The organism is Actimicrobium sp. CCC2.4 (genome assembly GCF_034347385.1).
Classification (GTDB): Bacteria; Pseudomonadota; Gammaproteobacteria; order Burkholderiales; family Burkholderiaceae_D; genus Actimicrobium.
In genome coordinates, this window is the sequence record NZ_CP133777.1 from 1825021 (window position 1) to 1840979 (window position 15959).

Annotated in this window: 14 protein-coding genes; 7 read left to right on the forward strand and 7 right to left on the reverse strand. The window is 60.8% G+C overall.

Annotated features, from left to right (window positions below; translation table 11 throughout):
* Window positions 1-144: 144 nt before the first annotated feature.
* Window positions 145-1035: a LysR family transcriptional regulator gene (locus tag RHM62_RS08490; protein WP_322125067.1), complete on the reverse strand. Its 891-nt coding sequence runs from the start codon at window positions 1033-1035 to the stop codon at window positions 145-147.
* A gap of 240 nt (window positions 1036-1275) precedes the next feature.
* On the opposite strand from RHM62_RS08490, the gene pqqA reads away from it, so the two are divergent.
* The 6 genes from pqqA (at window position 1276) to RHM62_RS08515 (ending at window position 5961) form a co-directional block, all read left to right on the forward strand.
* Complete coding sequence (gene pqqA, locus RHM62_RS19040) at window positions 1276-1350, forward strand: pyrroloquinoline quinone precursor peptide PqqA (RefSeq protein WP_139079446.1); 75 nt, start codon at window positions 1276-1278, stop codon at window positions 1348-1350.
* Between the two features lie 63 nt (window positions 1351-1413).
* Window positions 1414-2328 (forward strand): pyrroloquinoline quinone biosynthesis protein PqqB, encoded by a 915-nt coding sequence (gene pqqB, locus RHM62_RS08495; protein WP_322125068.1) that lies wholly within the window; start codon window positions 1414-1416, stop codon window positions 2326-2328.
* Window positions 2329-2336: 8 nt separating this feature from the next.
* Window positions 2337-3068 (forward strand): pyrroloquinoline-quinone synthase PqqC, encoded by a 732-nt coding sequence (gene pqqC, locus RHM62_RS08500; RefSeq protein ID WP_322125069.1) that lies wholly within the window; start codon window positions 2337-2339, stop codon window positions 3066-3068.
* Window positions 3065-3343, forward strand: a complete 279-nt coding sequence (pqqD, locus tag RHM62_RS08505) for a pyrroloquinoline quinone biosynthesis peptide chaperone PqqD (RefSeq protein ID WP_322125070.1) — start codon at window positions 3065-3067, stop codon at window positions 3341-3343. The genes pqqC and pqqD overlap by 4 nt, the downstream gene beginning before the upstream one ends.
* Before the next feature lie 2 nt (window positions 3344-3345).
* Window positions 3346-4473, forward strand: a complete 1128-nt coding sequence (pqqE, locus tag RHM62_RS08510) for a pyrroloquinoline quinone biosynthesis protein PqqE (protein WP_322125071.1) — start codon at window positions 3346-3348, stop codon at window positions 4471-4473.
* A gap of 18 nt (window positions 4474-4491) precedes the next feature.
* Window positions 4492-5961: an MFS transporter gene (locus RHM62_RS08515; RefSeq protein WP_322125072.1), complete on the forward strand. Its 1470-nt coding sequence runs from the start codon at window positions 4492-4494 to the stop codon at window positions 5959-5961.
* Here the strand turns inward: RHM62_RS08515 and RHM62_RS08520 are convergent, their stop codons facing one another.
* From RHM62_RS08520 to RHM62_RS08545, 6 genes are all read right to left on the reverse strand, one after another.
* Complete coding sequence (locus RHM62_RS08520; protein ID WP_322125073.1) at window positions 5962-6609, reverse strand: DsbA family oxidoreductase; 648 nt, start codon at window positions 6607-6609, stop codon at window positions 5962-5964.
* Window positions 6610-6625: 16 nt separating this feature from the next.
* Window positions 6626-7915, reverse strand: coding sequence for a gephyrin-like molybdotransferase Glp (glp, locus tag RHM62_RS08525; protein WP_322125074.1), 1290 nt, complete (start codon window positions 7913-7915; stop codon window positions 6626-6628).
* Between the two features lie 5 nt (window positions 7916-7920).
* Window positions 7921-8505: a molybdenum cofactor guanylyltransferase MobA gene (gene mobA / locus RHM62_RS08530; RefSeq protein ID WP_322125075.1), complete on the reverse strand. Its 585-nt coding sequence runs from the start codon at window positions 8503-8505 to the stop codon at window positions 7921-7923.
* Window positions 8506-8509: 4 nt separating this feature from the next.
* Window positions 8510-9625, reverse strand: coding sequence for a GTP 3',8-cyclase MoaA (moaA, locus tag RHM62_RS08535; protein WP_009666382.1), 1116 nt, complete (start codon window positions 9623-9625; stop codon window positions 8510-8512).
* Window positions 9626-9653: 28 nt separating this feature from the next.
* A complete protein-coding gene (gene chrA / locus RHM62_RS08540; RefSeq protein WP_322125076.1) occupies window positions 9654-11003 on the reverse strand; it encodes a chromate efflux transporter in 1350 nt (449 codons plus the stop codon).
* A 131-nt stretch (window positions 11004-11134) separates the two neighbouring features.
* Entirely contained in the window at window positions 11135-14347 is a 3213-nt protein-coding gene (locus RHM62_RS08545; protein WP_322125077.1) for an Rne/Rng family ribonuclease, read from the reverse strand.
* 561 nt (window positions 14348-14908) lie between these two features.
* Between RHM62_RS08545 and RHM62_RS08550 the strand changes: the two genes are divergently transcribed.
* Window positions 14909-15937, forward strand: a complete 1029-nt coding sequence (locus RHM62_RS08550; RefSeq protein WP_322125078.1) for an RluA family pseudouridine synthase — start codon at window positions 14909-14911, stop codon at window positions 15935-15937.
* Window positions 15938-15959 lie beyond the last annotated feature (22 nt).

Here is a 15959-nt window from a genome sequence, read left to right on the forward strand (position 1 = left end):
GCGGGCGTTGGCGAGCCTGGGCGGTGCATTTGGTGCAATGCCCTTCGGTTATTGCACCCTACGATCGCCACCGCAAGCCGCCAACATGCAGGGTGCAATAACCGCAGGGCATTGCACCGATGCGTACCACATGCCCATCGCCCCTCACCGCGTCCAGTGCTGGCACAATCCCAGAAAATGCCGCAAACGCGGTGATAGATTCTTGTGCTTGCTGTGGGCCAGATAAAACTGCCGGTGCAAGGTCGGCAGTGCGGTCTTCAGCTCGATCAATCTTCCCAGTCCGATCAGATCACTGACCACGCAGCGCGACAGACAGGCCAGCCCGAGTCCGGCCGCGGCAGCATGCTTGATGGCTTCCGAATTACCGAATTCGCCGACGCTGCGCAAGCCGGGCAAGTGGACACGCAAGGCCTGATCAACCGTTTCGCGCGTACCGGAACCTGGTTCGCGCAACAGCCAGCCGGCGCACTCAAGCAGCGCCAGCGACACCGGGCCATCCGGCCAGATCGCATAATCCGGTGCTGCCACGACGATCAGCTCATCGTCGATCCACGGCAGCATGATCAGGTCGGGATCGGTACTCGGACCTTCCAGCAAACCCACATCGACCTCGAAGTTGACGATGGCCGCGACGATCTGCGCGGTGTTGGCAATCGTCACACGCGGATAGCCGGCGGCGGCGCGCCCGAAGGCCTGGGCAAACAGCGTCGGCAGCAGATAACTGCCGATCGTGGTGCTGGCACCGATGCGCAATCCGGTCGCCGAGAGCGGATCCGCAATCTGGAACAGCTGTTCGATATTGGTCGCCGCATCGAGCAGCTGGTGCGCCTGCGGCAGCAGCACGCGACCGCTGTCGTTGAGCACCAGTTTGTTGCCGATGCGATCGAACAGCTTGATCGCCAGCTGATGCTCGAGCTCATTGAGCGCCGCGCTGGTGGCTGATTGCGACAGCGCGACCGCACCCGCTGCGGCAGTGGTGCTGCCGGTGCGGGCGACGGCGAGGAAGATCTGGAGTTGGCGCAGGGTCAGGTGCATGAGGTATTGTCCATTTGTGCCACAGGCTGTGGCACTTTTGCCGTGCGGAGGAGTCCGCCGCAGATCGCGGCGATATGCATCAGGGTAACCGCTCCCGGCGAGTCTTTCATGAAAATCATGAGCCCTCCCGCGTCAATCTGCGCATGCCGATCCGCGCCGGCCGGTGCATGATCCATCCACCCGAGCAGCACCTTGACCGGGTATCCACAATTCCATCAACGAGACAACAAGGAGCATCACATGACCTGGACCACACCAACCGCCATCGACTTCCGTTTTGGTTTTGAAATCACGTTGTACATCGCCAACCGCTGATTGATTAACACTAGCCGGGATCGAGGTCGACCACGACATCGCCCCCGGCTATCCGGAGCTACCTTGAAAATACGCATACTGGGTTCAGCCGCCGGTGGTGGTTTCCCGCAATGGAATTGCAACTGCTTTAACTGCAGCGGCGTGCGCGATGGCAGCATCCGTGCAACCGCCCGCACTCAGTCGTCGATCGCGGTCAGCGAGAACGGCACCGACTGGGTCCTGATCAATGCTTCTCCCGATATCCTGCGCCAGTTGTCCCTCGCGCCTGCGCTGCAGCCCGCCCGCGCCATCCGCGACAGCGGCATTTGCGCGGTGCTGCTGATGGATGCGCAGATCGACCACGTGACCGGCTTGCTGATGCTGCGCGAGCGCTCGTCGCCGTTGCCGCTGTATGCGACCGGACAGGTCTTTGATGACATCTCGACCGGCTTGCCGATTGCTTCTGTACTGGGGCACTACTGCGGTGTCGAACGCCATACGATCACCCCTGACGGCCAGCCCTTCGTGATCGATCCGCTTGTGCAGATCCACTTCACGCCGCTGGCGCTGTCGAGCAAGGCACCACCGTATTCACCGCATCGCAACGACCCGCATCCGGGCGATAACATCGGCCTGATGATCACCAGCCAGTCCAGCGGCAAGCGCGTGTTTTATGCACCGGGACTCGGTGAAATGACTCCCGCAATCACCAGTGCGATGGCCAGCGCCGATGTCTTGCTGGTCGATGGCACGTTCTGGACCGAAGACGAAATGATCACGCTCGGCCTGTCCAAAAAACCGGCCTCGGCGATGGGCCATCTGCCGCAGAGCGGTCCCGGCGGCATGATCGCCATCCTCGACACCATGCCGGCCAGCCGCAAGATCCTCATCCACATCAACAACAGTAACCCGATCCTGCGCGAAGATTCGGCCGAGCGGGCCGTGCTGACGCAGCATGGTATCGAGGTCGCCATCGACGGCATGGAGATTCAATTGTGAGCAACTCAATGGCAAGCAACCCAATTGCACCCGATTTGATTGCACGACCCTGGAGCCGCGAAGAATTCGAACAGCAGCTGCGCGCCAAGGGCAAGAGTTACCACATCCATCATCCGTTCAATGTGCGGCTCAATAGCGGGCAATGCACGCCGGCGCAGATTCGCGGCTGGATCATCAATCGCTTTTACTACCAGTCCATCATCCCGAAAAAGGATGCCGCGATCCTGTCCAATTGCAATGACCGAGAGACCCGCCGCAAGTGGATTTCGCGCATCCTCGACCATGATGGCTACGACGATTACAGCGGCCACGCCGCCGGTGGTATGGAAGCCTGGACCCAGCTCGGGGCGGCCGCCGGTATCGAGCGCGAGGCACTCTGGTCGCTGAAACACGTCGAGCCCAGCGTGCGTTTTGCCTGCGATGCCTATGTCGAATTCGCGCGCCGCCAGCCATGGCAGGAAGCGGTCTGCTCGTCGCTCACCGAGATGTTCGCGCCGCAAATCCACAAGGACCGGCTGGCCGGCTGGCCCGATCACTACCCGTGGATACAGGCATCGGGACTGGCGTATTTCAGGAGCCGGATTCCGCTGGCGCAGCGCGATGTCGATCACGGCATGGCGGTGACGCTGGCGCATTTCACGACGCGCGCGCAGCAGGAGCGGGCGCTCGACATCCTGCAGTTCAAGCTCGACATCCTGTGGGCGATGCTTGACGCGATCGAGAAGGCGTATCCCGCATGACGACCACCAACGAACAAATCACGCCGGCTGCACCCAAACTGAATCGCCACTTCCGCCTGCAGTGGGAAGAAGCCCAGCACTGCCACGTGCTGCTGTATCCCGAAGGCATGGTGCGCCTCAATGCCAGCGCCGGAGAAATCCTGCAGCTGTGCGATGGCGTCACCACCGTCGAGCACATCGTCGCAACGCTGGAGCAGAAATTTAATACCACCGGCTTGCGCGCTGATGTCGATGGCTTGCTGGCCCACGCGTTCGCGCAGAACTGGATCGTCTGATCATGAAGCCCATTCCGTCTCCGCCTTACTGGCTGCTGGCCGAGCTGACCTATCGCTGCCCGCTGCATTGCGCGTTCTGCTACAACCCGGTCAACTACGCATCGGTGCGCAATGAACTCACGACGGCCGAATGGTTCAAGGTGATGCAGGAAGCGCGTGCGCTCGGTGCGGTGCAGTTGGGGTTTTCGGGTGGCGAACCGCTGCTGCGCGACGACCTCGAAGAACTGGTCACCGAGGCACACCGGCTTGGCTTTTATACCAACCTGATCACCTCCGGCGTCGGCCTGACCGAGGCGCGTTTGTCGGCATTGAAGCAGGCCGGCCTCGATCATATCCAGCTGTCGTTTCAGGATTCGACCAAGGAACTCAATGACTTCCTGAGCAGCACCAAGACCTTCGACCTGAAGAAAAAAGTCGCGGCGTTGATCAAGCAGTTCGACTATCCGATGGTGCTCAATTGCGTGCTGCACCGGCACAACCTGCCGCACGTCGACAAGATCATCGAGATGGCGCTGGCGCTCGATGCCGAATATCTGGAGCTGGCCAATACCCAGTATTACGGTTGGGCGATGAAGAACCGCGACCAGCTGATGCCAACCCGCGAGCAGCTGCGCGACGCCGAAGACGTCGTCGCCACCTACCGCGAAAAAATCGGCAAGCGCTGCAAGATCCTGTTCGTGATTCCCGACTACTTCGAAGATCGGCCGAAGGCTTGCATGAATGGCTGGGGTTCGGTGTTTCTCGGTGTGGCACCCGACGGCGTCGCGCTGCCGTGCCACAACGCGCGTGACTTGCCGGGACTGGACTTGCCGAACGTGCGCGACATGGCGATGCGCGAGATCTGGTACGACAGCAGCGCCTTCAACACATACCGCGGCGACGACTGGATGCAGGAGCCGTGCCGCAGTTGTCCGGAGAAGGCGAAGGACTTCGGCGGTTGTCGCTGTCAGGCCCTGATGCTGGCCGGTGACGCGGCGGCGACCGACCCGGTGTGCGCCAAGTCGCCGCTGCGCGAACGGGTCGACAAGATCATTTTTCAGGCGGCTAATCGCGGGGTGGTGACGACGCCGGTCATCGTCGAGCAGCCGATTATTTTCCGCACGGACCACAACTCACGCACATTGGCTTGATCGGGTATAAGTACCGGCATGCAAAATCCTGCCGACCAACCCCTCAATATCCGCCTGATCATCAGCGGCCTCGTGCTTGTCATTCTGCTTGGAGCAATCGAACAAACCGTGGTGGCCGTGGCGCTGCCGGTCATCGCCGGCCAGCTCAATGGTTTCGCGCAGATGGCCTGGGTGATTTCCGCCTATCTGGTGGCCTGCACGGTGGCCACGCCGATCTGGGGCAAGCTCAGCGATATCCACGGCCGCAGTGCCAGCCTGAGTGCCGCCATCATCATCTTCACGCTGGGTTCGCTCGGTTGCGCGCTGGCGATGTCGATGCCGCAGCTGATAGCCTTCCGGGTCTTGCAGGGACTGGGCGGCGGCGGACTGATCTCGGTCGCCCAAGCCACCATCGCCAACGTCGTGCCGCTGCGCGAGCGCGGCCGCTATCAGGGTTACATCAGCGGCGTGTACGCCTCGGCCAGCCTGGCCGGCCCCATTCTTGGCGGCTATCTGACGCACTACCTGTCATGGCGCTACATCTTCTGGATCAATTTGCCGCTGGGCTTGCTGGCGCTGTGGCTGGTGCGCCGGTCATTGCGCAGCCTGCCGGTCACGCATGCGCAGCACAGTGTCGATTACGTCGGTGCGGTGCTGTTCGCTACCGGCCTGACATCGGTGCTCATTGCGATGACGCGCCTGGGGCAGGGCGTGGCGCTGGTCGAACCGTTCAATCTGCTGCTGGCCATCGGCGGTATCACGATGCTGCTGCTGTTCGGCTGGCATTCGAGTCGCAGTAGCGCGCCGCTGATTCCGCTCTCGCTGTTTCGCAACAAGACTGTGACGATCTGCTGTGCGGTCCTGTTCCTCGCCTTTTTCCAGTTCATTTCGATGTCGGTGCTGTTGCCGTTGCGCTTGCAACTGGCCGGTGGCATGGAGGCAGATTCATCGGCCTTGCGATTGCTGCCGCTGACGCTGGCGATTCCGCTCGGGGCGTTTCTGGCGGGGCGGCTGATGAGTGCGACCGGGCATTACAAGATGCTGCAGCTAGGCGGAGCGATTGCGGCCACCGTCGGCGGCATCGCGATGGCGCTGTGTCCGCTGGATCAGCCGGGCTTGATGGTGGTCGCGTTGGTGGTGCTGGGAGTCGGGCTGGGGTTTCAGTTTCCGACCTCGATGGTGGCAACGCAAAATGCGGTATCAGTCGGGCATATTGGCGTGGCAACGGCCTTGACGTCACTGTCACGTTTGCTCGGTGGGGCGGTGGGCGTGGCCTTGCTGTCATCGCTACTGACGACCTTGTTGCGACATGCGTTGCCGGATGCCCCGGCTGATCTGTTTGGTTCGCTGATGAGCGATGCGTCCGGACGGGTTGCTGCGGATGGCGCGTTCCGTCAGTTGTTCCTGATCAGTGCTGCCTGTTCGGCGCTGGCGCCGCTGATGATCCTGCAATTGTCGGAGAAAGAATTGCGCGGCAAGACGGTGTCTGCCGCGCCTGTCAAGACCTGATCAGTCCTCGGCAATAATCTGGCGCAGCGCCTGTTCGAACACATCGACAGGCTGGCCGCCGGCAATCAGGTGGCGCTCGTTGATGATCACGGCCGGTACCGAGTTGATGCCCTGGCGGACGAAGAATTTTTCACGCGCGCGCACTTCGTCGGCGAACTCGCTGGTGGCGAGGATCTTGGCGGCGCGGTCGCCGTCGAGGCCGGCCTTGATGGCGACGTCGACCAGCACTTCATGCGAACTCGGATCACGGCCATCGGTGAAATACGCGGCGAACAAGGCGTGCTTGAGCGCGACCTGACGGCCTTCTTCTTCGGACCAGTGCAACAGGCGATGCGCATCGAAGGTGTTGTAGATGCGGCTGTGCGGCTTCATGCCGAAGGTGAAGCCGAGTTCTTCGCCGCGGGCGCGAATCGACTCGCGGTTGGCAGCGCTTTGGGCGGGCGTCGAGCCGTATTTCTGGGTGATGTGCTCGGTGATGTCCTGGCCGCCGCGTGGCATGTCCGGGTTCAGTTCGAAGGGTTGGAATTGCATCGTTACTTCGACCTCATCACCGACACGGGCGATTGCCTGTTCGAGCGCCAACAGGCCGATGATGCACCAGGGGCACGATACGTCGGAGACAAAATCAATTTGCAAATGCTTGGCCATGGAGTTTCCTTGTCGCTTAAGTGAGTCCGTCAAACAGCATCACGTCGACCAGATCGCCGGCGGCGACCGATCCTTGCGCGTCATGCAGCACTACCATGCAGTTGGCTTCGACCATCGAGCGCAGGATGCCGGAGCCCTGTGCGCCGGTGATGCGGACTTGCTGGCAGCCGTCGCTGTCTGTGGAGAGAATGCCGCGCTGATATTCAGTGCGGCCGGGTTTCTTGCGGATCGCCGCGGTCGAGCGCGCCCGCATCAAGGGCGGCGCACTCGCGTCGGCACCCATCATGTGCAGCAGCGCCTGGCGGGCGAAAAAGTAAAAAGTCACCATCACCGCGACCGGATTGCCGGGCAGGCCGAACAGGAAGGCACTCTGTCCGTTCGAACTGATCTGTCCGAAGGCCATCGGCCGGCCCGGGCGCATGCCGATTTTCCAGAACGAGACATCGCCGAGCCGGGCCATGATGTCGCGCGTGTAATCGGCTGCGCCGACCGAGACCCCGCCCGAGGTGATGATGGCATCGGCGTTTTCACAGGCGTGGCGCAGGGCAGCTTCGAGCGAGTCGGGATCATCCTTGACCACGCCCATGTCGATCAGATCGCAGCCAAGCCGTGTCAGCATGCCATGCAAGGTGTAGCGGTTGCTGTCGTAGACGCAGCCTTCATCGAGCGGCTGGCCGATCGAGCGTAATTCGTCGCCGGTCGAGAAAAACGCCACGCGCAGGCGGCGCTGCACCGGCACTTCGGCGATGCCCAGCGAGGCCAGCAAACCAAGGTCGGCCGGACGCAGGATGCGGCCCTTGCACAGAGCGGCCTGGCCTATCCGCAGGTCTTCGCCACGGAAGCGCCGGTTGTCACCGCTGCGCACAGCACCTGCCGGCACGGTGATGTGCAATTGAGTTGCGTGCAAGGTAAATTCCTGCGGGATCACGGTATCGCATTCGGGCGGCATGACCGCACCGGTCATGATGCGCACACACTGGCCGGGAGCGACGCTGCCGGCGTGGGCACGGCCAGCGTAGGCGGTACCGGCAACGGCCAGCGTGACAGCGGCATCGCCGAGGTCAGCACTGCGCAGCGCATAGCCATCCATCGCCGAATTGTCATGCGATGGCACGTCGATCGGCGAGATGATGTCGCGCGCCAGCACGCGACCTAGCGCACTGCGCAAGGCCAGTTGCTCGATGCAGTCGATCGGCGTGATGAAGTCGGCGATGATGCGCTGGGCATCCGCTACCGGAACGGCATCGGGGTCATAGCCGGACAGGCAGCTGACGACTTCGGCGAGGGAACGGACAGATGGATTCATCAGTATCAGGTGGTTTCGAATTTACGCAGGTCGTCCAGCGTGTTGATATTTCGGAAGGCGGCTTCATCGTCGAAGTGGACTTCTGTCACCGGCAGCGAGGCATACCAGGCATCGACCTTGCGGCCACCCTGTTGCAGGAACAGCGTCAGGTGCGGCAGCAGCGCGGTTTTCATCAGGCAGAACACCGGATGCGTCTGGCGCTCTCCGGCGCTGCCGGTGACGGCCACAGCGAGGTCGGCATTGTTCTCGATCAGGGCCGTTTTCAGGCGCTCGACGAGGTCGGCCGGCAGGAACGGCGAGTCGCACGGCGCGGTGACCAGGTAGGTCGTATCGCAATGCATCAGGCCGGTCTGGATGCCGGCCAGCGGTCCGGCGAAGCCCTGCATGTCGTCCGGCCAGACGGCGGTGCAGATCGCTTCATAGGCGGCCAGGTTCTGGTTCGCGTTGATCATGATGTCGTCGACCTGCGGGGCCAGGCGCATCAGCGCGTGCATCGCCATCGGCGCGCCGCGAAAATTTTGCAGGCCCTTGTCGACGGTGCCCATGCGGGTGCCGCGTCCGCCTGCGAGGATCAATCCGGTAGTGGTCATGGGTTCAGCCTCCGATGTAGGACATTTCAACTTTGTTGGCGCTGCGTGGCAGGCCGACGGTGTCGGCGCTGCGCAGTTCGGAATAGCGGTCAGTGCGTTTGTGCCAGACCTGACCGATAGCGGCGGAGATTTCGGCATCGCTGTGACCGGCGCGCATCAGTGCGCGCAGGTCGTGCCCGGCGGTGGCGAACAGGCAAGTGTAGAGCTTGCCTTCGGTCGACAGGCGGGCGCGGCTGCAATCCTGGCAGAACGCCTGCGTGACGCTGGAGATGACGCCGATTTCGCCGCTGCCGTCGGCATAGCGCCAGCGACCGGCGGTCTCGCCGACGTAATTCGGATCGATCTGCTGCAATGGAAATTCGCTGCCGATGCGCGCGATGATTTCGGAGGACGGCATGACTTCATCCATTTTCCAGCCGTTCGAGGCACCGACATCCATGTATTCAATGAAGCGCAGAATCGCCGGCGAATCCTTGAACTGGCGCGCCATCGGCAGGATTTCCTGATCATTCATGCCGCGCTTGACGACCATGTTGACCTTGATAGCACCGAGCCCGACCGCGTGCGCGACATCGATGCCGTGCAGCACGTCGGCCACTGGAAAGTCGACATCGTTCATCATCCGGAAGGTGGCTTCATCGATCGCATCGAGCGAGACGGTGACACGCTTGAGACCTGCATCTTTCAGCGATTGGGCTTTTTTGGCGAGTAGCGAGCCATTGGTGGTGAGCGTGATGTCGAGGTCGCGGCCGCTGTGTGTTTTCAGGCGGCTGAGCATTTCGATGAGTTTTTCGAGGTGCTTGCGCAGCAGCGGTTCGCCACCGGTCAGGCGGATTTTTTCGATACCGTGGTCGATGAAAATGCGCGCCATGCGGGTGATTTCTTCGAACGACAGCAGCGCCGTTTGCGGCAGGAATTGATAGTCCTTGTCGAACAGCTCTTTCGGCATGCAGTAGACGCAGCGGAAATTGCAGCGGTCGGTGACCGAGATGCGCAGGTCGTGCAAGGGGCGCATCAGGCGATCGGTCAGCAGGCCGGTGGGGGCGAGCAAGGTGGCGGGGATGGGCGGCGTGCGGTTTTGCTGGCGCAGGTCGGTGATCGGAATGACTCTGTCTGTCATGGGATTGGGTTTTCTCGGTGCATTTTTATCAGGCGTAGAACGATACCATGAGGCCCGCAACTGCACAGGCAACGATCAGCTTGATCGGGCCGGTTTTATAGCGCAGTAACGCGACGCAGGCACTCAACGTGATGGCCATCGCGATCCAGTCCCACCGTGCCACACCCTCCTGCAAGCGGAACACGTGGTCGGCAAAAAAGACGGCGAGGCTGATGATGACCCCGACCACGGCCGCTGAAATTGCCGTCAGTGGCGCGGTCAGCCGGATGTTGTCGCGGGTTGATTCGACCAGTGGTCCGCCGGCGAGAATGAAGATGAACGACGGCAGGAAGGTGAACCAGGTCGCGACAAAAGCACCAATGACACCGGCGGCCAGCAGATGCTGCGCGCCGAAGATTTCTTTGGTCCAGCCGCCGACAAAGCCAACGAAGGCGACGATCATGATCAACGGGCCTGGTGTGGTTTCGCCAAGCGCCAGGCCATCGATCATCTGGATTCCTGTCAGCCACTGGTAGTGTTCGACGGCACCCTGGTACACGTACGGCAACACCGCATACGCGCCGCCAAATGTCAGCATGGCCGCTTTCGTAAAAAACCAGCCGAGTTGTGCCAGTGTGCTGTCGATACCGGCCAGTAGCGCGATGGCTGCCCAGGTGATTACGGCCAATCCAATGCCGATGCCGCCGGTCAGTGCCAGTCGCGCCGGTGAAAAGTGCGCATGCGCCGGCGTGGGTGTGGAGTCATCGATCAGGGCCGGTCCGTAGGTCGCTGTCGCGGCGGTATGGCTGCCGCCGGGGCGAAACAGCTCAGGTCGAACGCGTCCGCCTATCCAGCCGGTCAATCCGGCAACAAGCACGATCAACGGAAAGGGCAGATGCAACAGCGCGATCGCCGCGAAGGCCAGGACGGCGATGCCGCGCAACCAGTTATTTTTTAACGTGCGCGAGCCGATCCGGTAGGCTGCAGCGAGGACGATCGCGACGACGGCAGGCTTGATTCCATAGAGGATGCCGGCGACCACCGGTTGGTTGCCGAACATCAAGTAGATCCAGCTCAGCGCAATCAAAATGAAGAGTGACGGCAATACGAACAGCGCGCCGGCGATGATGCCGCCGCGGGTCCGGTGCATCAGCCAGCCGATGTAGACGGCGAGCTGGGTGGCTTCCGGTCCGGGCAGCAGCATGCAAAAATTGAGCGCATGCAGAAATCGCCGCTCGGAAATCCAGCGCCGCTTTTCGACCAGGTCGGCATGCATCAATGCAATTTGTCCGGCCGGTCCGCCGAAGCTGATAAAGCCGAGCTTGAACCAGTACCAGAAGGCTTCGCGCAGCGGGACGTCGGCTGGCACAGCGGTGTCGATCGGGGTAGATGTGGACATCAGGTATTCCCATCAAAAAACCGGGGTGGCGGACGGCATCGGCGTCCTGATAAAAAAAGGGAGCGTGAGCTCCCTTTCGATGGTTGGCTAGCGCGCGTCATGCATCAGTCGATGCATGATGCGCGCGGCACTTAGCGTTGCGTTTCGATTTGTACCAGCGGCTCTTCAGCCTGCACTGGCACTACCTTGCGCTCACGGCGTACCCGTGGTGCCTCGGCCGTATTGGCCGCTGCGGCCTGTGCAGCTTGCAGCTTGACCGGATCGGTCGCTGCCAGCACCAGGCCGGCTGACTTCAGCACGTCGGCGAGGTCGTCGGTCTTAGTAATGGCGGCGACTGGCTCGGCTACCACTGCGACGACTGGCTCAACGACCACGGGCGCTGTTTCGACCGCTGCGGCAACCGGCTCGACAACTACCGGTGCTGTTTCGACCACTGCGACAACTGGTTCGATGACGACTGGTGCTGTCTCGACCACTGCGGCGACTGGCTCGACAACGACTGGCGCTATCTCGACCACTGCGGCAACTGGCTCGACAACGACTGGCGCTATCTCGACCACTGCGGCAACTGGCTCGACAACGACTGGCGCTATCTCGACCACTGCAGCAACCGGCTCGACGACGACTGGCGCTATCTCGATTACTGCAGCAACCGGCTCGACGACGACTGGCGCTGTTTCGACCACTGCGGCAACTGGCTCGACAACGACTGGCGCTGTTTCGACTGCTGCGGCAACTGGCTCAACAACTGCAGCGACCGGCTCAATAACCATGACCGGTGCAGGCATCGTCACGGCGACTGCAGCGACGCGGTCTTCGGTACGGATGACTTCCTGCGGAACCAGAGGTGCCGGCATCGCGGCGCTCAATGCCGATGCCGGATAAGTGACATCGTTATCGGATGCCAGCAGGTCAGCACGGGCACTTGCGGCATCTGCGGCAGCAGCAGCGATTGCGTTCGAGGCCACCGGTACAAAGACTTGCTCGGCATTGTCGCTGGCAGACGATGCGGCTTCTTCGCCATCTTCGCCTTCATTACTGCCTTCGACAGCTTCGCCACCTTCACGATCGCGACGGTTGCGGTTGCGACCACCACGACGCCGGCGCCGGCGCTTCTCTTCCAGTTGCTCGCCTGTCTCACCATCGACCGCAGCGACGCCGGAGGTTTCGTCGTCATCCTGAGCGGTGGTAGTGCCGAGTACCTGGACGGCAGCAGCCGACACAGCGGCAGCGATGCCGGTACCAACGGCGACTGGCACGAGCAGCTCGTCGCTACGGGTTTCAGTAGCGACTTCCTTGCGCTCGTCGCGTGGTGGCCGTGGCGTGCGTTCGCGACGCGGTTCAGCGCTGTCGCGCGGCTCGCGGACTTCGCGCGGTTCACGCACTTCACGCGGCTCGCGTGGCTCACGCGGTGGGCGTGGTGTGCGGGCTACCGGTGCGGCGACCTCGGCGACCGGTGCGGTCTTGGTGCCTTCCTCGCGACCCGATTCATCCCGGTCGCGACCACCGCGACCACCACGACTGCGACCACGTGCATTGCGGGCGTTTTTGTCATTGCGGTCGGTCTTTTCTTCCTGCTTGGCGACTACGACTGGTGCGACAACCGCAGGAGCTTCCGGTTTCCTGAAGAAGAATCCGATCAGCTTGGCCAAGAAGCCTTCTTCGGCTGCTGGTGCGGGCGGTGTTGCGACAGCCGGTTTGGCTGCTTCGACGACTTTGCGTTCGACGATCGGTGCTGGCTGGTCCGGCGTGATGCTCTTGACGACGGCTTCCTGGCGCGGCTTGGCTTCTTCTTTCTGGCGCTTGCCGTAGCTGATGTCGGTCTCGGCTTCCTCGACCATCGCATAGCTGGCCTGGATTTCTTCGAGGCGGGCATCGTCGTGCTTGATGCGCTCAAGCTTGTAGTGCGGGGTTTCGAGGTGCTTGTTCGGGATCATGATGATCGAGACCCGATGGCGGGTTTCAATTTTCAGGATCTCGCCGCGCTTTTCATTGAGCAGGAAAGCGGCGACATCGACCGGCGTCTGGATGTGGATCGCGGCCGAATTTTCCTTCATTGCTTCTTCCTGGATGATGCGCAGGACTTGCAAGGCGGACGATTCAGTATCGCGGATGTGGCCGGTGCCGTTGCAACGCGGGCAAGTGACGTGACTGCCTTCGGACAGCGATGGACGCAGGCGCTGGCGCGACAGTTCCATCAGGCCAAAACGTGAGATTTTGCCCATCTGGACGCGGGCACGGTCAAAGTGCAGGGCGTCTTTGAGACGGGTTTCGACTTCGCGCTGATTCTTGGCGTTTTCCATGTCGATGAAGTCGATGACGATCAGGCCACCGAGGTCGCGCAAGCGCAACTGGCGGGCGACTTCTTCGGCGGCTTCGCAATTGGTATTAAAGGCGGTGGTTTCGATGTCGCTGCCGCGGGTGGCGCGGGCCGAGTTGACGTCGACCGAGACCAGGGCTTCGGTGTGATCGATGACGATCGCGCCGCCGGATGGCAGAGGCACCGTGCGCGAGTACGCGGTTTCAATCTGGTGTTCGATCTGGAAGCGCGAGAACAGCGGCACGTCGTCGCGGTAGCGCTTGACCCGGTGAACCATGTCCGGCATCACGTGGCTCATGAACTGCTGGGCTTGTTCGTAGATGTCGTCGGTATCGATCAGGATTTCGCCGATGTCGGGCTGGAAGTAATCGCGGATAGCGCGGATGACGAGTGAGGATTCCTGATAAATCAGGAAGGCGCCGGTGGATGACTGGCCGGCGCCTTCGATGGCACGCCAGAGTTGCATCAGGTAATTCAAGTCCCACTGCAATTCATCGACATTGCGGCCGATGCCTGCAGTGCGGGCAATCACTGACATGCCGGCGGGCAGGTCGAGCTTGTCCATGGTTTCGCGCAGTTCCTGGCGATCTTCGCCTTCGACCCGGCGCGAGACACCGCCGCCACGCGGATTGTTCGGCATCAGGACCAGGTAACGTCCAGCCAGCGACACGAACGAGGTCAGGGCGGCGCCCTTGTTGCCGCGTTCTTCTTTTTCGACCTGGACCATGATTTCCTGGCCTTCGCGCAGCGCTTCCTTGATCGAGGTGGCGCGGACATCAACGCCTTCCTTGAAGTAGGTGCGGGCGACTTCCTTGAATGGCAGGAATCCGTGGCGCTCTTCGCCGTAGCTGACGAAACAGGCTTCGAGCGAGGGTTCGATGCGGGTTATAACGCCCTTGTAGATATTGGATTTGCGCTGTTCGCGGCCAGTGGTTTCGATATCGATGTCGATCAGTTTCTGACCATCAACGATGGCGACGCGCAGTTCTTCTTGCTGCGTCGCATTGAATAACATGCGTTTCATTTTATTTTGCTCCGTGACGACTCAGTGGTCGTCTTCAGTGCCGCCTTGTTTTTAGTATGGCGGCAAAAGTACAGGGATGTACGCGAGACCGGAGAATGCGGGAGGGAAGTGCCTTGGCGTGCATCAAACCGGCAGGCCGGTTATGTTGCAGCGGAGCGCAGATGTCATTGTTGTGATTACCGGCAACATGTCGCCGGACGTCGCGCGCTTCGGATATCGAGCGCAGCATCGGCGGCAGGGCGAACTGGATAAGCTAAACACACTTCCGGGTTCAGCAGAATCGGCAAACAGGGAACAACTACATCAATCCGCAAGCTTGCCTTTGAGCTGGCGAGCTAGCGGAATTTATCCGTACATTCCGACTTCTCTAGTCAATATTCTTGCGCGCTGTCCGATGACATCAACGGTGCGACCTTGACTCGCGCAGAAATGCTGCATACACATCTTTTCCATCGTATTTGCAAATTGGCGAGGCCGATGGAGACGCCCCTGTGTAGAATGATCTTCTTTCTCACACCAGCAGCTGTTTTGTAACTACTGCGAAACAAGTATATATTCAAAATGAAGGACTTAGAGAGATTTTCTGGGAAAGAAGCTGAAACGCTCTCACCCCCCCGGTCGTCGCAAGTTTCTCCCCAAGTTCAGCTCATCACGATTTCCGATGAAGAGTCGGGCCAGCGGATAGATAATTTTCTTTTACGCATCTGTAAAGGCGTACCCAAAAGTCATATCTATCGGGTGCTGCGTTCCGGAGAAGTGCGTGTCAACAAGGGCCGCATTGACCAGACCTACCGGTTGACCGAAGGCGATGTGGTCCGCGTACCGCCTGTGCGGGTTGCTGAAAAAAAAGAATCCACAGCGCCAGGTACCGAGTTCGTTACCCTTTTCGAAGACAGTCATCTCCTGATCATCAACAAGCCTGCCGGTGTTGCTGTACATGGTGGATCGGGCGTCAGTTACGGGGTGATTGAGCAATTGCGTGCTGCGAGGCCGGATGCCAAATTTCTGGAGCTGGTGCACCGGCTGGACCGCGATACCTCTGGCATATTGATGCTGGCAAAAAAACGCTCAGCGTTGACCAACCTCCACGAGCAAATCCGTGATGGCGAAATCGATAAGCGCTATCTGCTACTTGTGCAGGGCGATTGGCAAAATGCCCGCCAGCACATCAAACTGCCGCTGCATAAATTTAATGCCCCGGACGGCGAACGGCGGGTGCGGGTACAAGCCGATGGCCTGGCATCGCACACGGTGTTCACATTGCTGCGAAAATACGAAAACTTTGCTTTTCTGGAAGCGGAGTTAAAGACTGGCCGAACGCACCAAATCCGGGTTCATGCCGCTTCAAGCGGATTTCCCATTGCCGGTGACGACAAATACGGCGATTTTGCGTTGAACAGGGCCTTGCAAAAGGCGGATGGCAAACGAGTGGCGCTCAAGCGGATGTTTTTGCATGCGCACCAGATAACGTTCGTGCATCCGGAGTCCGGCAAGCCCGTGACGCTCAATGCGTCGTTGACGCCGGATTGCCTGCGGTTCCTGGCCAGCCTGACAGAAGCACCGACTGCCGGTACACCTGTCGTAAAGTAACCATCCCAACTTGAAGGAGCCG

Excerpts from the sequence above, each read along its gene's own strand:
- RHM62_RS08550 (WP_322125078.1), top strand. The coding sequence starts at position 14,909 with ATGAAGGACTTAGAGAGATTTTCTGGGAAAGAAGCTGAAACGCTCTCA.
- RHM62_RS08490 (WP_322125067.1), bottom strand. The coding sequence starts at position 1,035 with ATGCACCTGACCCTGCGCCAACTCCAGATCTTCCTCGCCGTCGCCCGC.
- pqqC (WP_322125069.1), top strand. The coding sequence starts at position 2,337 with ATGGCAAGCAACCCAATTGCACCCGATTTGATTGCACGACCCTGGAGC.
- chrA (WP_322125076.1), bottom strand. The coding sequence starts at position 11,003 with ATGTCCACATCTACCCCGATCGACACCGCTGTGCCAGCCGACGTCCCG.
- pqqE (WP_322125071.1), top strand. The coding sequence starts at position 3,346 with ATGAAGCCCATTCCGTCTCCGCCTTACTGGCTGCTGGCCGAGCTGACC.
- RHM62_RS08515 (WP_322125072.1), top strand. The coding sequence starts at position 4,492 with ATGCAAAATCCTGCCGACCAACCCCTCAATATCCGCCTGATCATCAGC.
- glp (WP_322125074.1), bottom strand. The coding sequence starts at position 7,915 with ATGAATCCATCTGTCCGTTCCCTCGCCGAAGTCGTCAGCTGCCTGTCC.
- mobA (WP_322125075.1), bottom strand. The coding sequence starts at position 8,505 with ATGACCACTACCGGATTGATCCTCGCAGGCGGACGCGGCACCCGCATG.
- RHM62_RS08520 (WP_322125073.1), bottom strand. The coding sequence starts at position 6,609 with ATGGCCAAGCATTTGCAAATTGATTTTGTCTCCGACGTATCGTGCCCC.
- RHM62_RS08545 (WP_322125077.1), bottom strand. The coding sequence starts at position 14,347 with ATGAAACGCATGTTATTCAATGCGACGCAGCAAGAAGAACTGCGCGTC.
- moaA (WP_009666382.1), bottom strand. The coding sequence starts at position 9,625 with ATGACAGACAGAGTCATTCCGATCACCGACCTGCGCCAGCAAAACCGC.
- pqqD (WP_322125070.1), top strand. The coding sequence starts at position 3,065 with ATGACGACCACCAACGAACAAATCACGCCGGCTGCACCCAAACTGAAT.